The sequence below is a fragment of the Paenibacillus antri genome, from assembly GCF_005765165.1.
Classification (GTDB): domain Bacteria; phylum Bacillota; class Bacilli; order Paenibacillales; family YIM-B00363; genus Paenibacillus_AE; species Paenibacillus_AE antri.
Genome location: NZ_VCIW01000014.1, coordinates 80318 through 99276, shown reverse-complemented (window position 1 = coordinate 99276; position 18959 = coordinate 80318). Strand labels below are relative to the sequence as shown.

Sequence of the window (18959 nt, the reverse complement as noted above, 5' to 3'; positions counted from 1 at the left end):
GCCGTTGGTTTTTTATGTTTTAGGGCGTTGCTTTTGAAACAGTGCGCTTAGCTGCCCCGGAGCGACCGTCGGTAGCTTCGATGCCTCGCGGTTGGATTCCTGGATCGACAAGTACACTTCCTTACGGAAAATGTTCACATGCTTCGGCGCTCGGATGCCGATCTTCACCGTATCGCCTTCGCCGCCAAGCACGACGATCTCAATGTCGTCGCCGATCATCACGGTTTCGCCCTTCTTACGGGTGAGTACCAGCATCGCCGTCACCTCCCGCAGGCCGCTGTTCGTCCGTTGCACCAGGAAACAGCGGATGCTTCGTCGCGTACGGCGTATTCGTCAATATCGTCTGCCGGCCGGTTCGCGCGTTCACGTTCACAATGATCGGCGCAAGCAGATTCACGCTCGCCCGCTCCATCTGCTCCGGAACGGTGACGACGCACCACACCTCGACATCCTCTTTCGCTTCAATGCCGAGCTCCTCCGCCACCTGATCGGGCAACTCGAAGTCGTACGACGGATAAAACAAAAACGGATTCGTTACGAGCAGCACGAGATCGGGGCTTTCCGTCGATTGCAAATACGCGAACGGCGCGCCTGGCTCCGGCTGGACGATTACAAACTGCTTGTTGTCTTCAAATCCCGGAACCCCGCGCGGAAACGAATAAATATCGCCCTGCTCGACGTTAATGGATCCGAGCACGGGCGAATCAATGACAATACTCATAGCGGCTTAGCTCCTTCGTCGGTTACACCGTCACGTCAATCTGCGGCGGCGGGGGAGTAAACTCCACTTTATTGTATTGTTGCATATAGATATCTAATTTTCCACGCGTGTATTCGTGAACTGGAGGATTCACGCGAGCATTGACATGGATTTTGCCGTCTTGCACCTCGATATTGGCCTTTCCTGCCTGGTAAGAAATATCGACATTGTCGAAACCTGCCGGCCCTTCGAACCGATACTGCCCGAACTCCAGACGAATATCTTGCGCCAATGCAGCGATCGCATTACCGCCCTTATGAATGGCCGCCAGTTGGTCGCCTTCTTCCGCGATTTTCCCGATCGTCTCCAGAGCGATTTGCTGCCCTTGGGAATAAATGCGCGACATGGTCTCCAAATGTCCGCCTCGCCCCAACGCGTCCCACGCTCGTTGCGAGTTTATCGTTAATTGGCCGTCCGGCAGCTCCATCGACTGTACGGGTCGCTGATACTGCATCTCGTACGTAGGGCGCGGCTGCTCGATGCTTTGCTTCCCCAGATCCGCATCGATTCCGATCTTCGCGAAGGTTTGCCGGATTTGGACAATGGGGAGCTGCCTAGGAATCATCGCGACCAAAGACAGCACCTCTATTCAACGTGAAATCTTGGCTATCTTAAGAAGTCGATCAAGCTCGGTTGAATCAACCTTGAACCCGCGGACAAGGAGGCTTGATACACATTTTCGTCCATCTTCAAGTTTGTAATGACGGCCGCCATGTCGGCGTCCTCCGTCTTCGACTTTAAGCTGGACAAGTTGATATTAATGTCTTGAAGGCGATCTTCTGCCAATTCGATCCGGTTTGTCTTGGCGCCGATGTCCGCGCGAACGGCTAAGAAAGCGTCCATCCGCTGATCCAGCTTGCCGATGGACTCGCTGACCCCTTTGATATCCCCGCTTTTCAGTTTTCGGCTTAAATCCTTCAACGCAATAAAGATGTTGTCGTCCGCATCCGGTTGCCCGAAGATGTCCTTGCCCGATACGTTCACCGGTATCTTCACGCCGATGCCGATTTCGAAGTTGATCGACCCGGAATCCGGACTTGCCGAACCGGCATTGTAGTCATAGTACGGCTGTACGTCCGTCAATTCACCGTTAAACACATACTTGCCGTTAAACTTGCTGTTCGCGATGCTGAGCATCTGCTCGGACAATTGATCGATTTCCATCGCGATCGTGTCCAGCGCCTCTTGCGGATTCGTGCCGGTCGCGCCTTGAACCGCCAGTTCGCGAGCGCGCTGCATGACGTTGCCCGCCTGTCCCAACGTCTCGTCCGCATAGGACAACCAAGACAAAGCGGAATCGACGTTGCGCTGGTATTGATCGTTCGACTCGAGCTCGCTCCGGTAACGCATCGAGAAGCTGATGCCCACCGGATCATCGGACGGTTTATTGATGCGCCGGCCTGAAGACATCTGCTCCTGCAGCTTCTCCATGCGGTTCAAGTTATTATTTAAATTCCTCATAAACTGCGTATTCAGCATACTCTGGGTCACGCGGCTAGGCATGATATGGTTCCCCCTGTCTCAAAATACCGATTAACGGCCGACGACGCCCATGCTGTTGATAACTTTGTCAAGCATCTCGTCGTACGTCGTTAACGCTCGTGCGGCTGCATTGTAGGCGTGCTGGAACTTGATCATATTGGACATCTCCTCGTCGAGAGACACACCGCTGACGGACGCACGTCGAGATTCAACCTGCTCGACGAGAATTTGCTGGTTTGTCGCTTGACGCTGCGCTTCCTGTGTCTGAACGCCCATCTCGCCGACGACGGCGCGAAGGAATTCATCGAACGTTCCGCCGTTCAGAATGATCTTCTCGATGCCGCCGCCGTCGAAACTGAACTTCTCGTTGCGAAGTCCCGCAAGCGCGAGGGCCTGTTCGTTGTTCCCTCGAACAACGCGCGTGATCCCATTGTCGTCGTACGTCCGTCCCGACGCCGCGATATTTTCGACGTCGTCCGTAATCGTCGAGCTCACGCGAAGCCGCTCGGCGAACGACGGAGGCGTAGGATCGTCCGGATCCAGCGCCGCGAAGACGAAGACGTCCTCGCCCATCGTAACCGGATGCTTCAGCGTGTACCCTTGGCTATGCACCGCGTTCACGTTGGCGGCTAACGTTGTCACCAACGCATCCAGTTGGTTCTGATAATCCGTTACGAGCTTCTCCCGGGAATAATATAATCCGAACAACTCCCCATTGTTCAGGTTGCCCGTGCCGTCTTGTGCATAATTACCGGTGGCCATCGCCAGCGTGAACGGCGTCGACCCGTTCCCGTTCACGAGCATCTGCTCGCCCATTCGAACCGTATATCCCCGATCCTCTTCGACGACCGTTACGTTGATGACCTTGGATAGCTGATCCACCAAGTTGTCCCGTTGATCGCGAAGATCGTTCGCGTTATTACCGAAGCCCTCGATCCGGTAAATCTCCTGGTTCAGCGTCGCCACTTGTTCGAGCAGCGTGTTGACCTCGGTGACCTTCACGTCGATGTTGTCTGTCAGATCCGCCTTCAGGTCGCTGAGCTGCTTCGCGGCATGGTTGAACGCGTCCGCCAACGCCAACGCGCTTTCCTTCACGATGGCGCGCGCTTCCAGATTGTCCGGCGCCATGCTGAGCTCCTGCCAGGAGTTCCAGAAATTATCGAGTACTTGCCGCATCCCGGTGTCGGACGGCTCGTTAATGATCGCTTCCAGCTTCTCCAACGTATCCACGCGCGTCTGCCATTGCCCTAGACTCTTATTTTCGTTGTAAAACTGCTTGTCCAAGAAAGATTCCCGGATCCGGGTGATCGAGTGTACCTCGACGCTCTGGCCGTGCTGTCCGGGAATCGTGCTCCGCATCAGACCGATATTCTCGAGCGGTCGGGCCGCGACCATATTCACGACTTGACGCGTAAACCCCTTCGTGTTGGCGTTGGCGATATTGTGCCCGGTCGTCGTCAGTGCCGTCTGGTGCGCGAACAAGCTCCGCTTGGCGATCTCGAGGCCCCCGAACGTGGAACGCATGGAAACACATCCTTCTTGCTAGTTTAGTAGGTTGCTATGACTTCTTCTTACGCCTTCGAATCGAAATAACCGGGCCGCTTCGCCCCTGAATACTGCTGCTGATTCGGGTTACGGTACATCGGCTCTTCGTCCGGACCGATCACGAGATCGATCGAATAATTTATGAAAGCGAGCGATTGCTCGATCAACTGTTGATTCAGGTCGTTCTTCTTCTTCAAGAAGGCCACCGTGTCCGACAGCCGGTCCCGGGCGGCGAGCAGCGCTTCCTTCTCCTTCGGATCCGTCACCATGCGGGACAGCTCCGTCACCGTCACCGCGCGCGTCGGTTGGAAGCCCTTGGCCCGGAAGAAGCCGTTCGTCGCGTCCGTCTGTTCCTGAAGCTGCTCTTCGATCGCGCGCACGAGCTTATTCTCCTTGCCGGCGATCATCGAAACCTCCTCGACGACGTTCCGCACGAGCGCTTCCCGCTTCCGGTCGGCCAGCTCGATCAGTTCTTCATGAATATCCTTCAGCTTCTCCAGCGCAGCGATCAATCGCTGTACGGACATGGAGTTCACCCAGCTTCCGAGTTTATTTCAAATAAGGGAGCAGCTTCTCCGCCAAACGCTCCGCGCTTATATGATACGTGCCGGCCTGCACCGACTGCTTCAGCGCCTCGACCCGCTCCGCTCGTTCCGTTCCGCCGACGCGCTGCGCTTCGAGCAGCTCCTTCGCTTCCGCGGAGATGACCACGTTATCCTTCTGCGCGCCCTTGCCGGCCGCAGCCTTGGCTTCCTTGGCTTGAAGTCCCGCTCGGTACGCTTGAATGGAGGACAATCTGCCCGGTTCGTTAATTTTCATCGATGACCACCGCCTGTTTCGTCGCATCTTCGTTCGGTCCCGCTTCAAATGTTGTTCCCGTATATGGAAAATAACATCCCGAAAAAGAGAAAGAACCGATCCATTTATATAATGTATCGGTTCCTGCCCTCATTTTGTTTAGGGAATTCAAAAATTACCTCTTGTCTTTCAAAAAACCCGTCCTTTGATTCACTTGCTGTTGGGCCTGACGTCGTTCGTCTTCCTGAATGCCCTTAACGTCTTTTACTAGTCGACTGCGGCAAGATTCGCAAAGATTCCCATCGCGGATTGAGCCTCCGCAAACCTCGCATTGATAGGACATATTTTCGAACTCCGCGATCGAGATGCGGCCCTCGCGGATAAACTTCGTGATTAGCCCCGTCGTCACCCCGGTCGCCTCGCTCAACTCGCCTAACGTGCATTTGCGGTTTTCCCGCAAATATTTCAAGCATTTCTCGTATTGGGCTTCTATTTCTTGATGGCAGTTGGGGCATACGGACCGAATGCCTTTTTGCATCAGGCGACCGCACTTCGGGCAATTCGTCACGTTTAATGTCATAAGATACCCTCCGTTCGAACCATAGCGAATACTCTTCAATAATTCGATTGTACTGTATCTCGGGTTTTTTGTATATTCAAGACTTCGCCCTTAGAAAAAGGGTTACCGCGCCCATGTCAATCCGTAGACGCGCAAAGCTCCCGCGCCGTCAGCGGCTGCGGACGCGATCGCCTCCCCGCACCGCTGCATCGTGCTTCCCGTCGTATACACGTCGTCCACGACGACGACGCGCAGCGGGCCTTCGGCCAGAAGTCGCTGCAGCTCCAGAGCGCCGTCCTCCCGGAGCGCGAACGCGCGCTCCAAGCTCTCCAAGCGCTCCCTCCGGCTCTTGTAGCTTTGCTTCTCCGTATGACGCGTTCGCACTAGCACCGGCACGACCGGCACGCGATACCGGCTCGCCACGTATCGAGCCATCGTCTCGGCTTGGTTGAAGCCGCGCTCCTCCAACCGTCTTTCGCTGAGCGGAACGAAGGTCAATATCGTTCGCACAGTCACGCCGCGCGCCACGTCCCCCCACGTTTCCCGCAGCTTCCCATACGCATAACTCGCCATCTCGCCGAACATCGGGGCCAGCTTTTCAGATCCCCTATACTTGTACCTTGCCAGCCATTCCTTCATAAAAGGCGTATACTGCACCGCGCTGCGGTTCGCGACGATAAAGCTCGTCTCCCGGCGGACGCAATCCGGACAAGGCTCCCCGCGTCCGCACGCGGCGCATTGCACCTGCTCGATCCAGGGCACCTCGGCCGCGCACGCGCCGCAAATCCGCCGGAGCCGGGTAGCGGCACCCCCGCCTCGCCGCACTCCGCCGCACCACAAGCAGCCGTCGTCCGCCGCGCCCAACCCGCCTTCGAGCAAACCGCGAAGCCGTCCCCACCAACCTGCTGCATTCATGGAAACAAATACCCCCGCTTCCGCGCCAAGTCGTTCATCGCCTTAATGTCGCGGATCGCCTCCTTCTGGGATTTCGTCCACTCCGCCGAACAGAAGTATACGTTCCCGCTCGGGTCCTCCGCTTTCCGACCGGCGCGCCCGGCCATCTGCACGAGCGACGCGCCGTCGAACAATCCGCTATGCGCGTCCAAGATGAACACATCCGTCCTCGGCACCGTCACGCCACGTTCCAGAATCGTCGTCGTCACGATGATCCGCAGCTCCCGGCCGCGGAACGACAGCACCTTCTCGCCGCGTTCCTCGTCCTTCGACGACGTGCCTCCGATCGGCACGTCCGGGAAGGCGCCTTCGAGCAGGCGCACCACCCCCGGAATCGCCGCGATCCACGGCACGAAGACGAACAGCTGCGCGCCCCGGCGCAGCGAAACCTCCACCGCCTCGCGAAGCGATCGAGGCAGCGCGCTGTCCGCCCACCGCCGTAGGGGCGGCACCCCTAATCGCTGCGGAACCGGCAGCGGCCGCCCGTGAAACCGCACGCACACCTTCGCGTGCGGCAGCTTCCCGCGTGACGCGGCGCGGCGCAGCTCCGTCGGCGGCGTCGCCGACAGCAGCACGAACTTGCCGTCGTGGCGGCAAGCCCCCTCGGCGGCGTACGTCAGCTGCGGATCGCCGTGATACGGGAACGCGTCGATCTCGTCCAGTACGACCAGGTCGAACGCCTCGCGGAAGCGAAACAGCTGATGCGTCGTCGCGATCGTGATCGCCCCCGCCTCCCAGCGTTCCTCGCTTCCTCCGTACAACGTCACGACGCGCGCCTCGGGAAACGCCGCCTTCACTCGCGGCATCAGCTCCAGCACGACGTCCTTCCGCGGCGTTGCGACCAACGCGCGCCCCCCGACCGCCAGCGCGCGCTCTACCAACGGGAACATCATCTCCGTCTTTCCCGCTCCCGTCACCGCCCAGAGCAGAAACTTTCCGCCCCCGGGACGTTCCAGGAACCGCAGCGCCTCCCCCGCGGCGTCCGCTTGAGCGGAGCTAAGCCCCCAACGAGCGCGCACGCCTGAACCGCCCAACGCTCCGGCGGCAGCGAACTCCACGCCCGCCGCGACGCCCTGCACCAGCAGCGCGCAATACCGAACCCGGCCCATCCCGAGACAAGCCTCGCAGTACGGGCACGGACCGCCGCACAAGGCGCACTCGGACACCGGCAGCAAGGACCGGCCTTCGCTCCCGCAACGAACGCAGCGATACCCTTCCCATCGGTCCCCGCCACGCACGCGAAGACCGTGAACGCCCATACCCTCCAGCCGTCCCGCCAACCGGGCTAACGCCGACGCCTCCCGCATCCGCTCCACGCCATGCCGAATCCGCAGCCGCCCCATCAGCGCGCCCCACTGCACGAAACGCACCCAGTCCTCGGGCAAGCCGTCCATCGCTTCAAGCTCCTCGCGGAGCAGCAGCCGTCCCGCGAGACGGCTCGTCCATCGCTCGTACTCCCCCCGATCCAACGCCCATCCTGCGCAGAGCTCCTCGACGCCGACCCAAGAGCCCCCAGGCACGGCCGCGGAACCGAAGCGTCTCCGCGACGCCTCCAACCCCGCCCGCAGCTCCGCGGCTTGCCCCAGCGAGAGCCGCCGCGACCCGCCGCTCCCCAACACATACAACCGCCTCGCGCCCGCCGCCGACCACCACGCCGCATCCGCCTCGAGCGCCACGCTGACGCACCACCGCCAACCGCCGCCCCCAACTGCCGGATCGACTTCGACCCCGTACACGACCGCCCGCATCTCGCGCCCACCTCCCAAGGATAAACGGCTTCGCCGTCTTTGCAAGACGGTACCCGTTTACCGAGACGATTCAGGTGTTACATCCGTAGATATAACTTACTGAATCGTGGACAAACAAAAAAACACACCCCTCCCAAGCGGCATGCCGCTCGAAAAAAGTGTGCTTCACTGTCCCCATTATATCGTTGTCCCCGCCGGACCGCAAGCCGCCGCGCCGCGGATCACCACGACCTCGTTCGCGCCGCCGAGCGTCTCCAGCCAGCGCTGCGCCTCCGCCGGCGTACCCGCCGGGATCAGCTCCCAATTCGCGTGAAGCCTAGCGATCAGCCGTTCGGCGATTCGCACCGTATCGTCCGTGGATCCCTCGTCGATCAACGTGATCCTCGTGTGCCGCGCGCGAAGCCACTGCGCGAACGCGAACGTCCGAAGATGCCACTCCACCGTCGCCCCGGCGTCGCGGGTGACGATTACCGCGTGGGACGTCTCTTCGCGCCCCCAATGACAGCGCCAACGAAACAGATGCACGAGGCCGACGCCTAAGCCGTAAGCGGCGAAAATGGCCAACAGTTCTTCCACCATCGCAGCTCCCTCCTTTGGCAACATCATATGCCGCCTCGGAGGAACTGGTGACTGTGCGGATGTAACCCCTTACACTTCCGGGAGAAAAAGAAAAGCCCGGCCGGGCGTTACAACGTCACCCAGCCGTTCTTGATCGCGATAATGACCGCTTGCGTCCGGTCGTCCACGTGCATTTTCTGTAAAATGCTGCTGACATGGTTCTTGACCGTCTTCTCGCTAATGAACAGGAAGTCGCCGATCGACCGGTTGCTCTTGCCCTCGGACATGAGCCGCAGTACCTCCGCCTCCCGCTTCGTGAGCGGATTGTCGTCGGTATGAATGAACCGCACGCCGACCGTCTGTCCACCGATATCGGCCATCGACGTCGCCGCCGTCTCGAGCTCCGCGTCCGTCTCGGTCATGCGGCGGATTTGGTTGATCAGCTTGCCCGTCACCCGCGGATGAATGTACGCATGGCCGGCGACCACCGTACGGATCGCTTCGATCAACGTTTCCGTCTCCATATCCTTCAGCAAGTAGCCCGAAGCGCCTTTGCGCAGCGTCTCGAACACGTAGCTCTCGTCGTCGTGAATGGACAAGATGATGACCTTCACGCCCGGCATTTCCTTATACAACGCTTCCGTCGCTTCCACGCCGCTTGCGATCGGCATGTTGATATCGAGCAGCACCACGTCCGGATGCAGCTCCCGGCACAGCCCGAGAACCGCTTCGCCGTCCCCGCATTCCGCGACGACCCGCAACCCCGGTTCCATATTCAAAATCCGTTTCAATCCTTCGCGAAACAACGAGTGGTCGTCCGCCAATACGATTCTAACCTCGGATATCGGATTCGTACGCTCAGCCATGATTCACATCCTCCTTCGTTCCGTCGCCTAACGGGACTTCGATCGTAATTTTCGTTCCTGCATTAACATTCGATTCGATATCGAAATTTCCTTCCAACAGCTCTACGCGCTCCTTCATACCGACGAGACCGAAGCTGGCGCCTCCGCCCGAAGCAACCTTCGATTGCCAACGAGCGACGTCGAAACCTACGCCGTTGTCGGCGATGACGACCCGCACCGCACCGTCCGAGAGGAACGCCATCTCGACCGTGACGTGCGTCGCGTCCGCGTGCTTCGCGACGTTCGTCAGCGATTCCTGCACGAGCCGGAACAACGCGACCTCCATGCCGGACGTCAGACGCCGTTCCCGGCCGCGAAGCTCGAACTTCGTCCGAATTCTCGTCTTCTCCTCGTAATCTTGCGTCAGCTTGCGAATCGTCGGTACGAGGCCGAGGTCGTCTAACGTCATCGGACGCAGATTGAAGATAATCTTGCGAACCTCTTCCAGCTCCGTCCGGACATTCTGCTTCAGATCCGCCAACTCCTCCTTCACGACGCCGAGCTCGCCCTTCGCGAGCATCCGCTCCGCGATGTCGGTTCGCAGAATAAGATTCGCCATCGACTGCGCCGGCCCGTCGTGAATTTCCCGCGCGATGCGGCGGCGCTCCTCTTCCTGCGCGAGGATGATCTTGAGACCCAGCAGCTGCCGGTTTTTCGCGGATTCGAGAATGCGCGTCACCTGCCCGAGATCGCCGGACAAGTATTCGAGCACGACGTTCATTTGGGAAAAGAGCGCCTCCGCCCGTTCGATCGTCCGGTCGATGCTGCGGATCCGCTTCTGCAGATCGTCCCGCTTCGCCTTCAGATTCGACTCCTTCTCCCGGCTTACGGTGAGGCTCAGCTGCAGCTGCGTCGCGTTCTCGTACGCATCGCGGATGTCCTTTTCGCCGTACCGCTTGAAATCCCGGCTCACCTCGACGAGACGCACGCGCGCCCGCCGATATTGCTCTTCGAGCTTGTCGACCGCTTGGATCGTCTCGCTCAGCTCTTCCATGACCCGTTGAAGCTCCGCCGCGAGCGCCTGCTGCTCCTGTCGCGCCGCCTCGCCGATTTCGTAAATATGATATTTGCTGCTCTCCAGCGCTTCGGTTGCGTTCTTTAGGACGCGTTCGATCGCATCGACCTCAACGTTCAATGGAAGTTCACCTCTTTATATCTGGAAAATGCGTCCGTCGATTCCGCCTACTCCTGAATCGTAATGCCTTTCGTCGCCGGGTCGTACGCCACGTTCAATCCCAGCTGCTCCGACACGAACCGCAGCGGCAGCATCGTCCGCCCGCTCTTCAGCATCGGCGGCACGTCGGAGACGGTGCGCTCGCCGTCGGCGATCAAATCCGTATTGCCGACCCACAGCTCGATGAAGTGGCCGCCCTTGCGGATCGTCACTTTCTTGTCGGCCGCATCCCAATCGACGTGTCCGCCGAGCGCGTCCACGACGAACCGCACCGGTACGAACGTCCGCTCCTTGTCGATGACCGGCGCCACGTCCAGCTGCTGCGGCTGCCCGCCGCCGACGACGTCCTTCTTGCCGACGGTCAGCGCGACCGCGACCGGGTTCGCGTTCGCCGCTTCCGGATATTGCAGCGACAAGTTATCGATCGCGATTTCGCCTTTGATTTGTTTTTTGCTAAGGACATATATTCTTTTCAGCGTCGCAGGGTCGAAATCCTTCATTTCCACGGAGACAGTTTTCCACCCCGTCCAATCGACGCTCTCCGCGAGGGTCACCCGCTGGAGCGCGCCCGTCGCGTCGGTGAACTCCGCCCGCAGCCGGCCGCCTTGACCGTCGCCGAAGACATCCAGCTGGAACGCCTTCGCGCCGCTGTCCAAAGCGACTCCGTCGCTGCCGTTGAACGTCGCGTATGCCGCCAGGTCCGTCGCGCCGTCGCCGGCGGAGAAATCGTACGCGAGACTGAGCCAAGGGTTGTTCGTCTCGCCGGACAGCTTCGCGTCGGCAATCGCCTGCGCCGGATAGCTCTCTGGCGCGATGCTCCACGGCACCGCGGCGAAGTCGGTCAGGTTGCGCTGCTGCGGCACCGGAACGGCGAGCGGCGTCGGGAACCCGTCGAATCTTGCGACGAGCATCGACTCTTTCGCGCCCTCTTCGTACCCGAGGAACGTCAATGTGTCGCCGACGATCGAGCCGTTCGCGCCGAACTGGCTCCACTTCACGAGGTCGGCCGGAATCGTGCCGATGCGTCCGTCGGTAAGCGTCGCTCGCAGCCCCAGCTGGATCGCGTCGCCGACTTTCCACTTGGACGGCGCCGCGTTCGGCACGATCTCCAGCTTCGCAATGCGATGCCGGTCGGCGATCTCGACGGGCAGGTCTTCGCCGACGTTGCCCGAGTAAGCGACGACCGTATCCGCGCCGCCCGCCGTCGCCGTGAAGACGCCGGTGGTCGGGTCGACCATCAGATTCGTCCCGCGCGCCTTGAATTGGACCGGCGCGGCGAGCGTCTTCGGATCGAGCGGGTTATAGTTGACGTCGTACGCCTTCACGTTGTAGGAGACCGTCTGCCCCTTCCAGAGCAGCTTCGGACCGTCGACGATGAAGTCCTTCAACGCCGCGGGCGCCGCCGTAGAAAACACGCCCAGGCCGTTCACGACGCGGCGCTGCGAGCCGTCCTTCGGCACGTTCGCCAGCGCCGCTTCGAACTCGCCGAGCGGACGGGAGACGAGCGTCGTCGAGCCGCCGCCGTCGAGGTTGACGGCACGCCACAGCCCAAGCTCGATGAGCAGCTTCTGGAAATCGGACAGCGTCGGACCGACGCTGCCCGCCGCATGGTCGGCCGTGACCATATAGACGTATCGGCCGCTCTTATCGAAGCCTACCGCCGTACGGGCCGTGTTGCCGCTGCCGCTGATGCCGCTTACGTCTCTAGTGAACGATGCCGCCGCCCCGTCGATTAATAGAATCGTATGTCCGCCGACGAGCATTTTGAAGTCGTTTTCGGTATACGTCAGATTCGGGTTCACCGGGACGAGCGTCGCTTTTGCCTCCAGCTTGTCGCCGACCTTCACGTTGTTCGCGATAAACTCGGCTCCCGTTCCGCCGGCGCTTAAGATAAACCCGTTCGCCGGCGCTTCCTCCGGATAGCGGCTGCCGCCGGTGAAGATGCTCTGCACCACGCCGTCTACGACGAGCACCTCCGTATGCGCCGTCGCATCCTTCGCGCGCATCACGCTGCCCCAGGCGGCGTCGTATTTGTAGATCGCGTTCCCTAGCGTACCTACGACGCGGTTCAACCCGGTTAAGGCGTACGTCTGTCCGTTGGCCGCCGTCACGACGCCTTGCGAAGCGAACGTCTCGATAATCGGTTTGTTTTGCTTCGTAATCCCGAAGGCGTACATGCCCTGCAGACCGAGGGCCGGCGTCGCCATGAGCGCGCCGCTCGAGACTTGCGGACCGAACGGAGCCGGCTCCGTCGAAGCCATATCGAAGTAGTCCGCGTTCACGCCCGCCACGGCGCCTGTCGAGCGGGCCATATTTAGGACGTTATCCTTTTCGGTGAATTGGCCGTCTTGGCCCGTCATGACATCCAGCTTGACATTCGGATGATTCAGGTCCGCAACGATGACCTTCACATTCGTCGAGACGTTTTGATTCGTTTTCGTCGTACGCGTCCAAACATAAGATCGCTGCTTCACTCCGGCCGTGACGATCGACTCCTGCTGCAGCGTCAGCTGCTGCTGAGCCGCCGTCGTCGCCGCCGAAGCCCATCCCGCGACGCCGGGAACGAACGAGGGTCCGAAGATGAGGGTACCCGCGATCGCGCTGGCAATCACCGGCTTCCCCAACCGCTTTATGGTTTTTCTCTCACCCATCCTGTCAATTCTCTCTCCCATCTACCTGAGAAGTCTAGTCTATCTCTCTACCTTAAATAGACTTCAGAGACTTGGGAAAAGTTGCACGCCAGTTTCTGGATACGTGCGTACGTCCTGCTCCCTCCTTCCCTTGCTCCGCCTTCCTTCTTACAACTTTCGTAGGAGAGTTCCCGCTTTGTGTCCGTGACCTTTAAATTTTGGCAAAAAAATACGCCGTCCGCCCGGCTTCGGGCGAACGACGTATCGAGGCGTAATCGCTTTGGCTTTACAATGCTTCCGCGCGGAGCAGATCCGCCTTGTCCGTGCGCTCCCAAGGCACGTCCAAGTCGGTGCGGCCGAAGTGGCCGTACGCCGCGGTTTGGCGATAGATCGGACGGCGAAGGTCGAGCATCTTGATGATGCCGGCCGGACGCAGGTCGAAGTGCTTGCGCACGAGCTCGACGAGCTTCTCCTCGGCGACCTTGCCCGTGCCGAACGTATCGACCGCGATCGATACCGGCTGGGCGACGCCGATCGCGTAAGCGACCTGCACTTCGCACTTCTCGGCGAGGCCTGCGGCGACGATGTTCTTCGCGACGTAGCGAGCAGCATACGCTCCGGAACGGTCGACCTTCGTCGGGTCCTTGCCGGAGAACGCGCCGCCGCCGTGACGCGCATAACCGCCGTATGTATCGACGATGATTTTGCGTCCGGTGAGGCCGGCGTCGCCCTGCGGTCCGCCGATGACGAAACGGCCCGTCGGGTTAATGAAGAACTTCGTGTCGGCGTCGAGCAGCGATTCCGGAACGACCGGCTTGATCACTTGCGCCATGATGTCCTGCTTGATACGCTCGAGCGTAATTTCTTCGGCGTGCTGCGTGGAAATAACGATCGTATCGACGCGCACAGGCTTGTCCCCGTCGTATTCGATCGTGACTTGCGTTTTGCCGTCCGGACGAAGGTACTCAAGGATGCCTTCTTTGCGCACCTCGGTAAGGCGGCGGGCCAGCTTATGCGAGAGCGAGATCGGGAGCGGCATGAGCTCCGGCGTTTCGTTCACGGCGAAGCCGAACATGAGGCCTTGGTCGCCCGCGCCGATCGCTTCGATCTCCGCGTCGCTCATCGTGCCTTCGCGCGCTTCGAGCGCCTTGTCGACACCCATCGCGATGTCGGCCGACTGCTCGTCGATCGACGTCAGCACCGCGCAAGTTTGATAATCGAAGCCATACTTCGCGCGCGTGTATCCGATCTCCTTGATCGTGTTGCGCACGATGGACGGAATGTCCACGTATTCGGAACGCGTGCTGATTTCGCCGGCGACGAGCACGAGACCGGTCGTTACGGAAACTTCGCACGCTACGCGCGCGTTCGGGTCGTTTTTCAAGAAAGCGTCGAGTACGGAATCGGAAATTTGATCGCAGATTTTATCCGGATGTCCCTCGGTTACGGATTCGGACGTAAACAGGCGACGTCCACGTACTTGTGTCATGGAATCGACCTCCTATAAAGAATATTTTGCTGCGCCGGTGACCAATCTATGCTTAGAAAGACGCATACACAAAAAAAGGACCTTTCCCTGAAATTCAGGAAAAGGTTTCGAACCTTTCGATATTCCATCATACCCCATGTGTCGATACGTGTCAAATATTAGGATCTGCGCCGTCCCTCGCGCCGCATCACCGTTTTAGACCGCGTTTATTGCTTCATCGATTCGAATAAGTCCTGTTGCGCTTTGCGGATCAAGTGACGCGTAATATGGCCGCCGACCGCCCCCGTATCCCGAGAAGCGATGTGGCCCCAATAATCCTCCTTGCCGTTATAGCCGGAGGCCCCGGTTTCGCCGAGCTCGCCCGCGAATTCGGCGTCGAACGCGCCGACTTTATTCCGGCCGACCGGAAGACCGAGCTCCGCGGCGATCTCATACTTCAACGCGTCCAGCGCTTTGTGCGATTCGGGCACGAGCTGGTTGCGTTTCGCGGATCCTTTCGCCATGGTGGTTCACCTCCTCGCTGTAGGGGTGTACCTGTAGTATGGCTCGCCCGCGCCGAACTCAAGACGCTAACATATTGTCACCAAGGGCAATATTTAGCCCTTACTGCGATACTTCGTTCCCTTTCGCGTCGACTTCGACGTATTTCCCTTTAATCGTCACGTACACGTCGTTCGGATAATCCGCTTTTACCTTCACCCCGCGGCCTTCGCGCGGAATCATCAGCAGATGATTTTTCGGAATGAGCGTATCCAGCTTCAGATCGACGCCGTCCGTCACGTCGGGAACGCCGTTCTCCGGCGTGCTATGCACATACGCTTGTCCCGTTCGTACGATAAATTCCGTCCCCGTATCCCCGAGCAGCATATGTCCCGCCTTCAGCCGAACGACCGCATAAGGCACCGATGCCGACGCTCCGCCGTTCGCGAGCTGTTCCTCCAGCTCCGCGATCCGACGTTTCAACTCCTCGATCGTCGCGTTCGTCGTGTTCGAACCGCCTACCGCCTCGCCGTTTAGCGCTCTTTGAATTTGTTCATCCACATAGCTTTTCGTCACGACCGGATCCTCCGACGAACCGGGTTGTCCCGCCGCCGGAATGCCGCTCGCGAACGTCGTCAACATCGAACCGACCCAGACGCCGCAGCCGATCGCCGCGACCGCAGCCGCCACTTTTCCCCAACGCATGTCTCGCGCTCCTCTACCAATATCGTTCTCTATGAATCTAATCATAACGAACGACGTCGAATCGTGGCAAGACAAATCAAGAAAGCCCCTCGCGAAAGGGGCTTTCTTACTAGATTATTTAATAGACGTGATTAATCGTCTGACCGTACCCGTCGGCGTTTGAATCGACTCGTAAATGCGAATCGTCAACTGATTTTCCGCCTGCTCCGTATTCAGATTCGCGAAGTTGACGACGGTTTCCCCGCTGAGCAGCCTGCGATTGCCGTTCGGCAAGCTGTTCACGAACGAAAGTTCCGTCGATCCGACTGCCCTTCCAAGACCGTCGACGATTTCGATCTCCATTAAGGAAAAGTCTCGATCGGTGACGACTTGCTCGTCTTGTTGAATTTCTAAATTCAACTTCAGCTTATAGGAATAGCCAGTGGCGATATTGTACATCCATGCTAAGTGCTTCGACTTGACCTGGACCGTGTATGGATAGAACGAGAACGTACGATCCGAGCCCGGCTGCTCGACATCCAATTTTACTGCGGCTAAGTCGGAGCGATAGGCCGCGCCCGAGGCGGTTACAACCGGTTCTTGCAGCTTCAACGTTACATCCTTGCCCGTCTCCGACGACGGCACGGTAAAAGTGTAGGCGACAACGGTCGCAAGACCCGGCAGCACCTGCGTCGGCGCGTTGCTTTGTCTCGTACCTACGTATTGGTACCCTTCGCTGCTTTGCAATTCCGCTAGGAGCGGCGGAATCGGCAGCGCTTTGTTGCCCTCGTTTTCCACTCTGACCTTCGCCACCACCGTTTGGTAGCTCGCTCCGGTCGTCTCGTGCATGCTCATTTCCACTAGCGCGACTTTGACTTCTTTCGGAATCGCATCGCTGAACTTGCTCACGTCTACGTTCTCGCCTAGCGTATACCGCGGCGCCGTGAACGCCGCCGTCGACTTGGCTGGAAGCGCCAGGGACACGCGCCCGACGCTGTACGCGTTCGGCTGCGGCGTCCCGCTTGCCATGGATACGAACGTCTCCGTCGTTGAAAAGACAACGTTTTTGAACGTAGAATTCGGCTTCTTCGGGAGCACCATATGTATGAAAGTGTCCTCGCCCGGCAGCAGCACGATGTCCCCCGCTTCGGCGCGTTGGCCGACGAAAGCTTCTTTCCCGTCATGCCCTTCGATCGTCAGTGCCGGTACGGATTGTTTTACGGCGCTTGGATTTTGAACCAACAGCTTTAACACGGTGGATAAGCCCGTTTCGGACGATTGCTCATTGACGGCCACAGCCGTATACCGCAACGGAGACTTCAACGCCTTGATTTCGAACGGTTGGCCCCAAGCCGCTTCCGCCACTCCGCTTACCTTTGCGCCGATCCCCGTCCATACGGAACCGGAAGCCGGCAGCTCAACGATTACCGTCTCTTTTTTCGGATACACGTACTTATTCACATCTACCCATCGCAAGCTTGCGATGTCCAATGCGTCGACGCCATCCACGTTCGCCATAAAGCTAACCTCGATTTCGGCTTGCGGACGCACCGACCTGGCATTCGTCGCGGAAGCGTCCAACCGATACGATACGCCGTCGGACGTATGGACATGCAGCTCGTAGTCCGGGACTCGAGCCACGCTTCCGGTTACGTTCTTCAATCGAAGAACGGCCGCGACGCTTATGCCTGTTGCGGTACGCTGCATCGCGACGCTCTTCGCTTCGGTGCGCAATGAAGCGTTCACCTTATACGTCGGCTCGGCTTTCTGCGTTGCGGCCGCCGCGTTCGTACCCGTTTCCGCAGCGCCGGCCGTTCCGATTCCTGCGCCCGAAACGAGCACCGCCGCGGACAGGAACGCAAGAACAACCGGCTTTCCCCAATATTTCATAGTCATAAATCCTCCTTCGATTATTGGGCGAGTTGTACCTTCTCTTGGTCGTTCAGCTGATGCTGACCGGAGATGACAAGATCCTCGCCTTCCGAGACGCCCGAAAGCACTTCCTGCATCGTTTCGTTAATACGGCCGAGTTTGACCTGACGCCTTTCCACCGTGTCTCCCTTAAGGACGAATACGTAGTTTTCGCTGCCCTCTCGGACGATACTGGAGGTCGGTACCGCGACGACCACTTGGTCCTCTTCTTCGGATAACAGTACCTGCGCCTTCATTCCCGGCATGAGCTTATTGTCTTTGTTCGGCACTTCCAGTTCCAGCGTATACGACTTCGTCGCCGCGTTCATGACCGGGGACAGGAAGGCGACCGTTCCGCTCGCCGCTTCCGTTACGCCCGGGACGTAGAACGTCAACTCGGTCTTTCCGCGAACCGCATCCGCCGCCGATTGCGTCAGCTCCGCCTTCACCTTCAGCGGATCGGTCTTCACGACTTGCAGCGCCTTCGTACCCGGCTGCGTCGTCATAGCGACTTCTAGCGGGAGCTCCGTCAGCAGTCCGCTAATCGGCGCTTTAATATTGTAATTTTCCATCTGGCGTTCGGCCTGCTCGTATTGAAGCTGAGCCTGCTTCAACTGAATCTCGTACTGTTCCATCGTGAGCTTCGCATCCATCGCCGCCTCCTGCTTCTTCAACAGGTCAAGATCGGACTGAAGCAGCGTCAAGTTCGTCTTCGTTTGATCCAGCTCTCGCTGCGTCACATTGCCAAGCTCGAACTCGTTCAACATCAAATTATAATTCTCTTCTAAATCCTTCGCCTGCTGTTCCATGCGGGCGATTTGATTTTTCATTTGCAGCTTTTGGTTCGCGATCTCTTGATCTCCCGTCGCAAAGGTGCGTTGCGCGCTTCGTAGACCGAGCTCCGCAGATTCCAATGCGAGAAGCGCGTCATCTTGCTTCAACTGTACGATCGTTTCGCCGGCTTCCACCCAGTCCCCGCGTTTCTTTAGGACCGCTTCTACCTCGGCGCTCGTCTTCGCGAACACGTCGATTTGGACGGACGCCAATACGTCCGCGACTTGCTCCAGCGGCTCGCCGATCTTCGTTTTTCCTACTTTCTCGATTCTTACGATTTTCGTTTGCGGCGCTTCCTGGGCTCCATTCGTGTCGTCCGCCGCGGCAGGCTGCAACGAACAGCCTGTCACGAGGGCGGCGCTTAGCGCCAAAGCGGTCAGTGCGCCGATCCGTAAGGCGGCTCCGCCCTGCTCTTTGCTCCATAACTTCATTGTTCGACTCTCCTTTT

19 protein-coding genes are annotated in these 18959 nt (G+C 59.0%); all 19 read right to left on the bottom strand.

Features of this window, described 5'->3' with window-relative positions; genetic code table 11:
• Positions 1-12: 12 nt before the first annotated feature.
• The 19 genes from csrA to FE782_RS19530 all read right to left on the bottom strand — a co-directional run bounded on the left by csrA (position 13) and on the right by FE782_RS19530 (position 18942).
• Positions 13-255: a carbon storage regulator CsrA gene (gene csrA, locus FE782_RS19620; RefSeq protein WP_138195940.1), complete on the bottom strand. Its 243-nt coding sequence runs from the start codon at positions 253-255 to the stop codon at positions 13-15.
• Positions 236-721: a flagellar assembly protein FliW gene (gene fliW, locus FE782_RS19615; RefSeq protein ID WP_138195939.1), complete on the bottom strand. Its 486-nt coding sequence runs from the start codon at positions 719-721 to the stop codon at positions 236-238. The genes csrA and fliW overlap by 20 nt, the downstream gene beginning before the upstream one ends.
• A 22-nt stretch (positions 722-743) precedes the next feature.
• Entirely contained in the window at positions 744-1325 is a 582-nt protein-coding gene (locus tag FE782_RS19610; RefSeq protein ID WP_238392579.1) for a DUF6470 family protein, read from the bottom strand.
• Between the two features lie 41 nt (positions 1326-1366).
• Complete coding sequence (gene flgL, locus FE782_RS19605; protein WP_138195938.1) at positions 1367-2263, bottom strand: flagellar hook-associated protein FlgL; 897 nt, start codon at positions 2261-2263, stop codon at positions 1367-1369.
• Between the two features lie 30 nt (positions 2264-2293).
• The gene (gene flgK / locus FE782_RS19600; RefSeq protein WP_138195937.1) at positions 2294-3766 is read right to left on the bottom strand and encodes a flagellar hook-associated protein FlgK; all 1473 of its coding nucleotides are present in this window, start codon (positions 3764-3766) and stop codon (positions 2294-2296) included.
• A gap of 47 nt (positions 3767-3813) precedes the next feature.
• Positions 3814-4314 (bottom strand): flagellar protein FlgN, encoded by a 501-nt coding sequence (locus FE782_RS19595; protein ID WP_138195936.1) that lies wholly within the window; start codon positions 4312-4314, stop codon positions 3814-3816.
• A 22-nt stretch (positions 4315-4336) separates the two neighbouring features.
• On the bottom strand, positions 4337-4606 hold the full coding sequence (gene flgM, locus FE782_RS19590; RefSeq protein ID WP_138195935.1) for a flagellar biosynthesis anti-sigma factor FlgM: 270 nt from the start codon (positions 4604-4606) through the stop codon (positions 4337-4339).
• A gap of 154 nt (positions 4607-4760) precedes the next feature.
• On the bottom strand, positions 4761-5165 hold the full coding sequence (locus FE782_RS19585; RefSeq protein ID WP_138195934.1) for a flagellar protein: 405 nt from the start codon (positions 5163-5165) through the stop codon (positions 4761-4763).
• 102 nt (positions 5166-5267) lie between these two features.
• The gene (locus FE782_RS19580) at positions 5268-6059 is read right to left on the bottom strand and encodes a ComFC family protein (RefSeq protein ID WP_138195933.1); all 792 of its coding nucleotides are present in this window, start codon (positions 6057-6059) and stop codon (positions 5268-5270) included.
• Positions 6056-7846, bottom strand: a complete 1791-nt coding sequence (locus FE782_RS19575) for an ATP-dependent helicase ComFA (RefSeq protein WP_138195932.1) — start codon at positions 7844-7846, stop codon at positions 6056-6058. The genes FE782_RS19580 and FE782_RS19575 overlap by 4 nt, the downstream gene beginning before the upstream one ends.
• Positions 7847-8023: 177 nt before the next feature.
• The gene (locus tag FE782_RS19570) at positions 8024-8425 is read right to left on the bottom strand and encodes a hypothetical protein (RefSeq protein WP_138195931.1); all 402 of its coding nucleotides are present in this window, start codon (positions 8423-8425) and stop codon (positions 8024-8026) included.
• 107 nt (positions 8426-8532) lie between these two features.
• On the bottom strand, positions 8533-9270 hold the full coding sequence (locus FE782_RS19565) for a response regulator (RefSeq protein ID WP_138195930.1): 738 nt from the start codon (positions 9268-9270) through the stop codon (positions 8533-8535).
• Complete coding sequence (locus FE782_RS19560) at positions 9263-10444, bottom strand: sensor histidine kinase (protein ID WP_138195929.1); 1182 nt, start codon at positions 10442-10444, stop codon at positions 9263-9265. Before FE782_RS19560 ends, FE782_RS19565 begins: the two co-directional genes overlap by 8 nt.
• Before the next feature lie 47 nt (positions 10445-10491).
• The gene (locus tag FE782_RS19555) at positions 10492-13134 is read right to left on the bottom strand and encodes a stalk domain-containing protein (RefSeq protein ID WP_158299469.1); all 2643 of its coding nucleotides are present in this window, start codon (positions 13132-13134) and stop codon (positions 10492-10494) included.
• A 265-nt stretch (positions 13135-13399) separates the two neighbouring features.
• Entirely contained in the window at positions 13400-14602 is a 1203-nt protein-coding gene (metK, locus tag FE782_RS19550; protein ID WP_138195927.1) for a methionine adenosyltransferase, read from the bottom strand.
• Between the two features lie 206 nt (positions 14603-14808).
• Complete coding sequence (locus FE782_RS19545) at positions 14809-15105, bottom strand: alpha/beta-type small acid-soluble spore protein (RefSeq protein ID WP_138195926.1); 297 nt, start codon at positions 15103-15105, stop codon at positions 14809-14811.
• 100 nt (positions 15106-15205) lie between these two features.
• A complete protein-coding gene (locus tag FE782_RS19540) occupies positions 15206-15787 on the bottom strand; it encodes a nucleotide exchange factor GrpE (protein ID WP_138195925.1) in 582 nt (193 codons plus the stop codon).
• A gap of 114 nt (positions 15788-15901) precedes the next feature.
• Positions 15902-17656, bottom strand: coding sequence for a hypothetical protein (locus FE782_RS19535; protein ID WP_138195924.1), 1755 nt, complete (start codon positions 17654-17656; stop codon positions 15902-15904).
• Between the two features lie 20 nt (positions 17657-17676).
• Positions 17677-18942, bottom strand: coding sequence for an efflux RND transporter periplasmic adaptor subunit (locus tag FE782_RS19530; protein WP_138195923.1), 1266 nt, complete (start codon positions 18940-18942; stop codon positions 17677-17679).
• Positions 18943-18959: the final 17 nt, after the last annotated feature.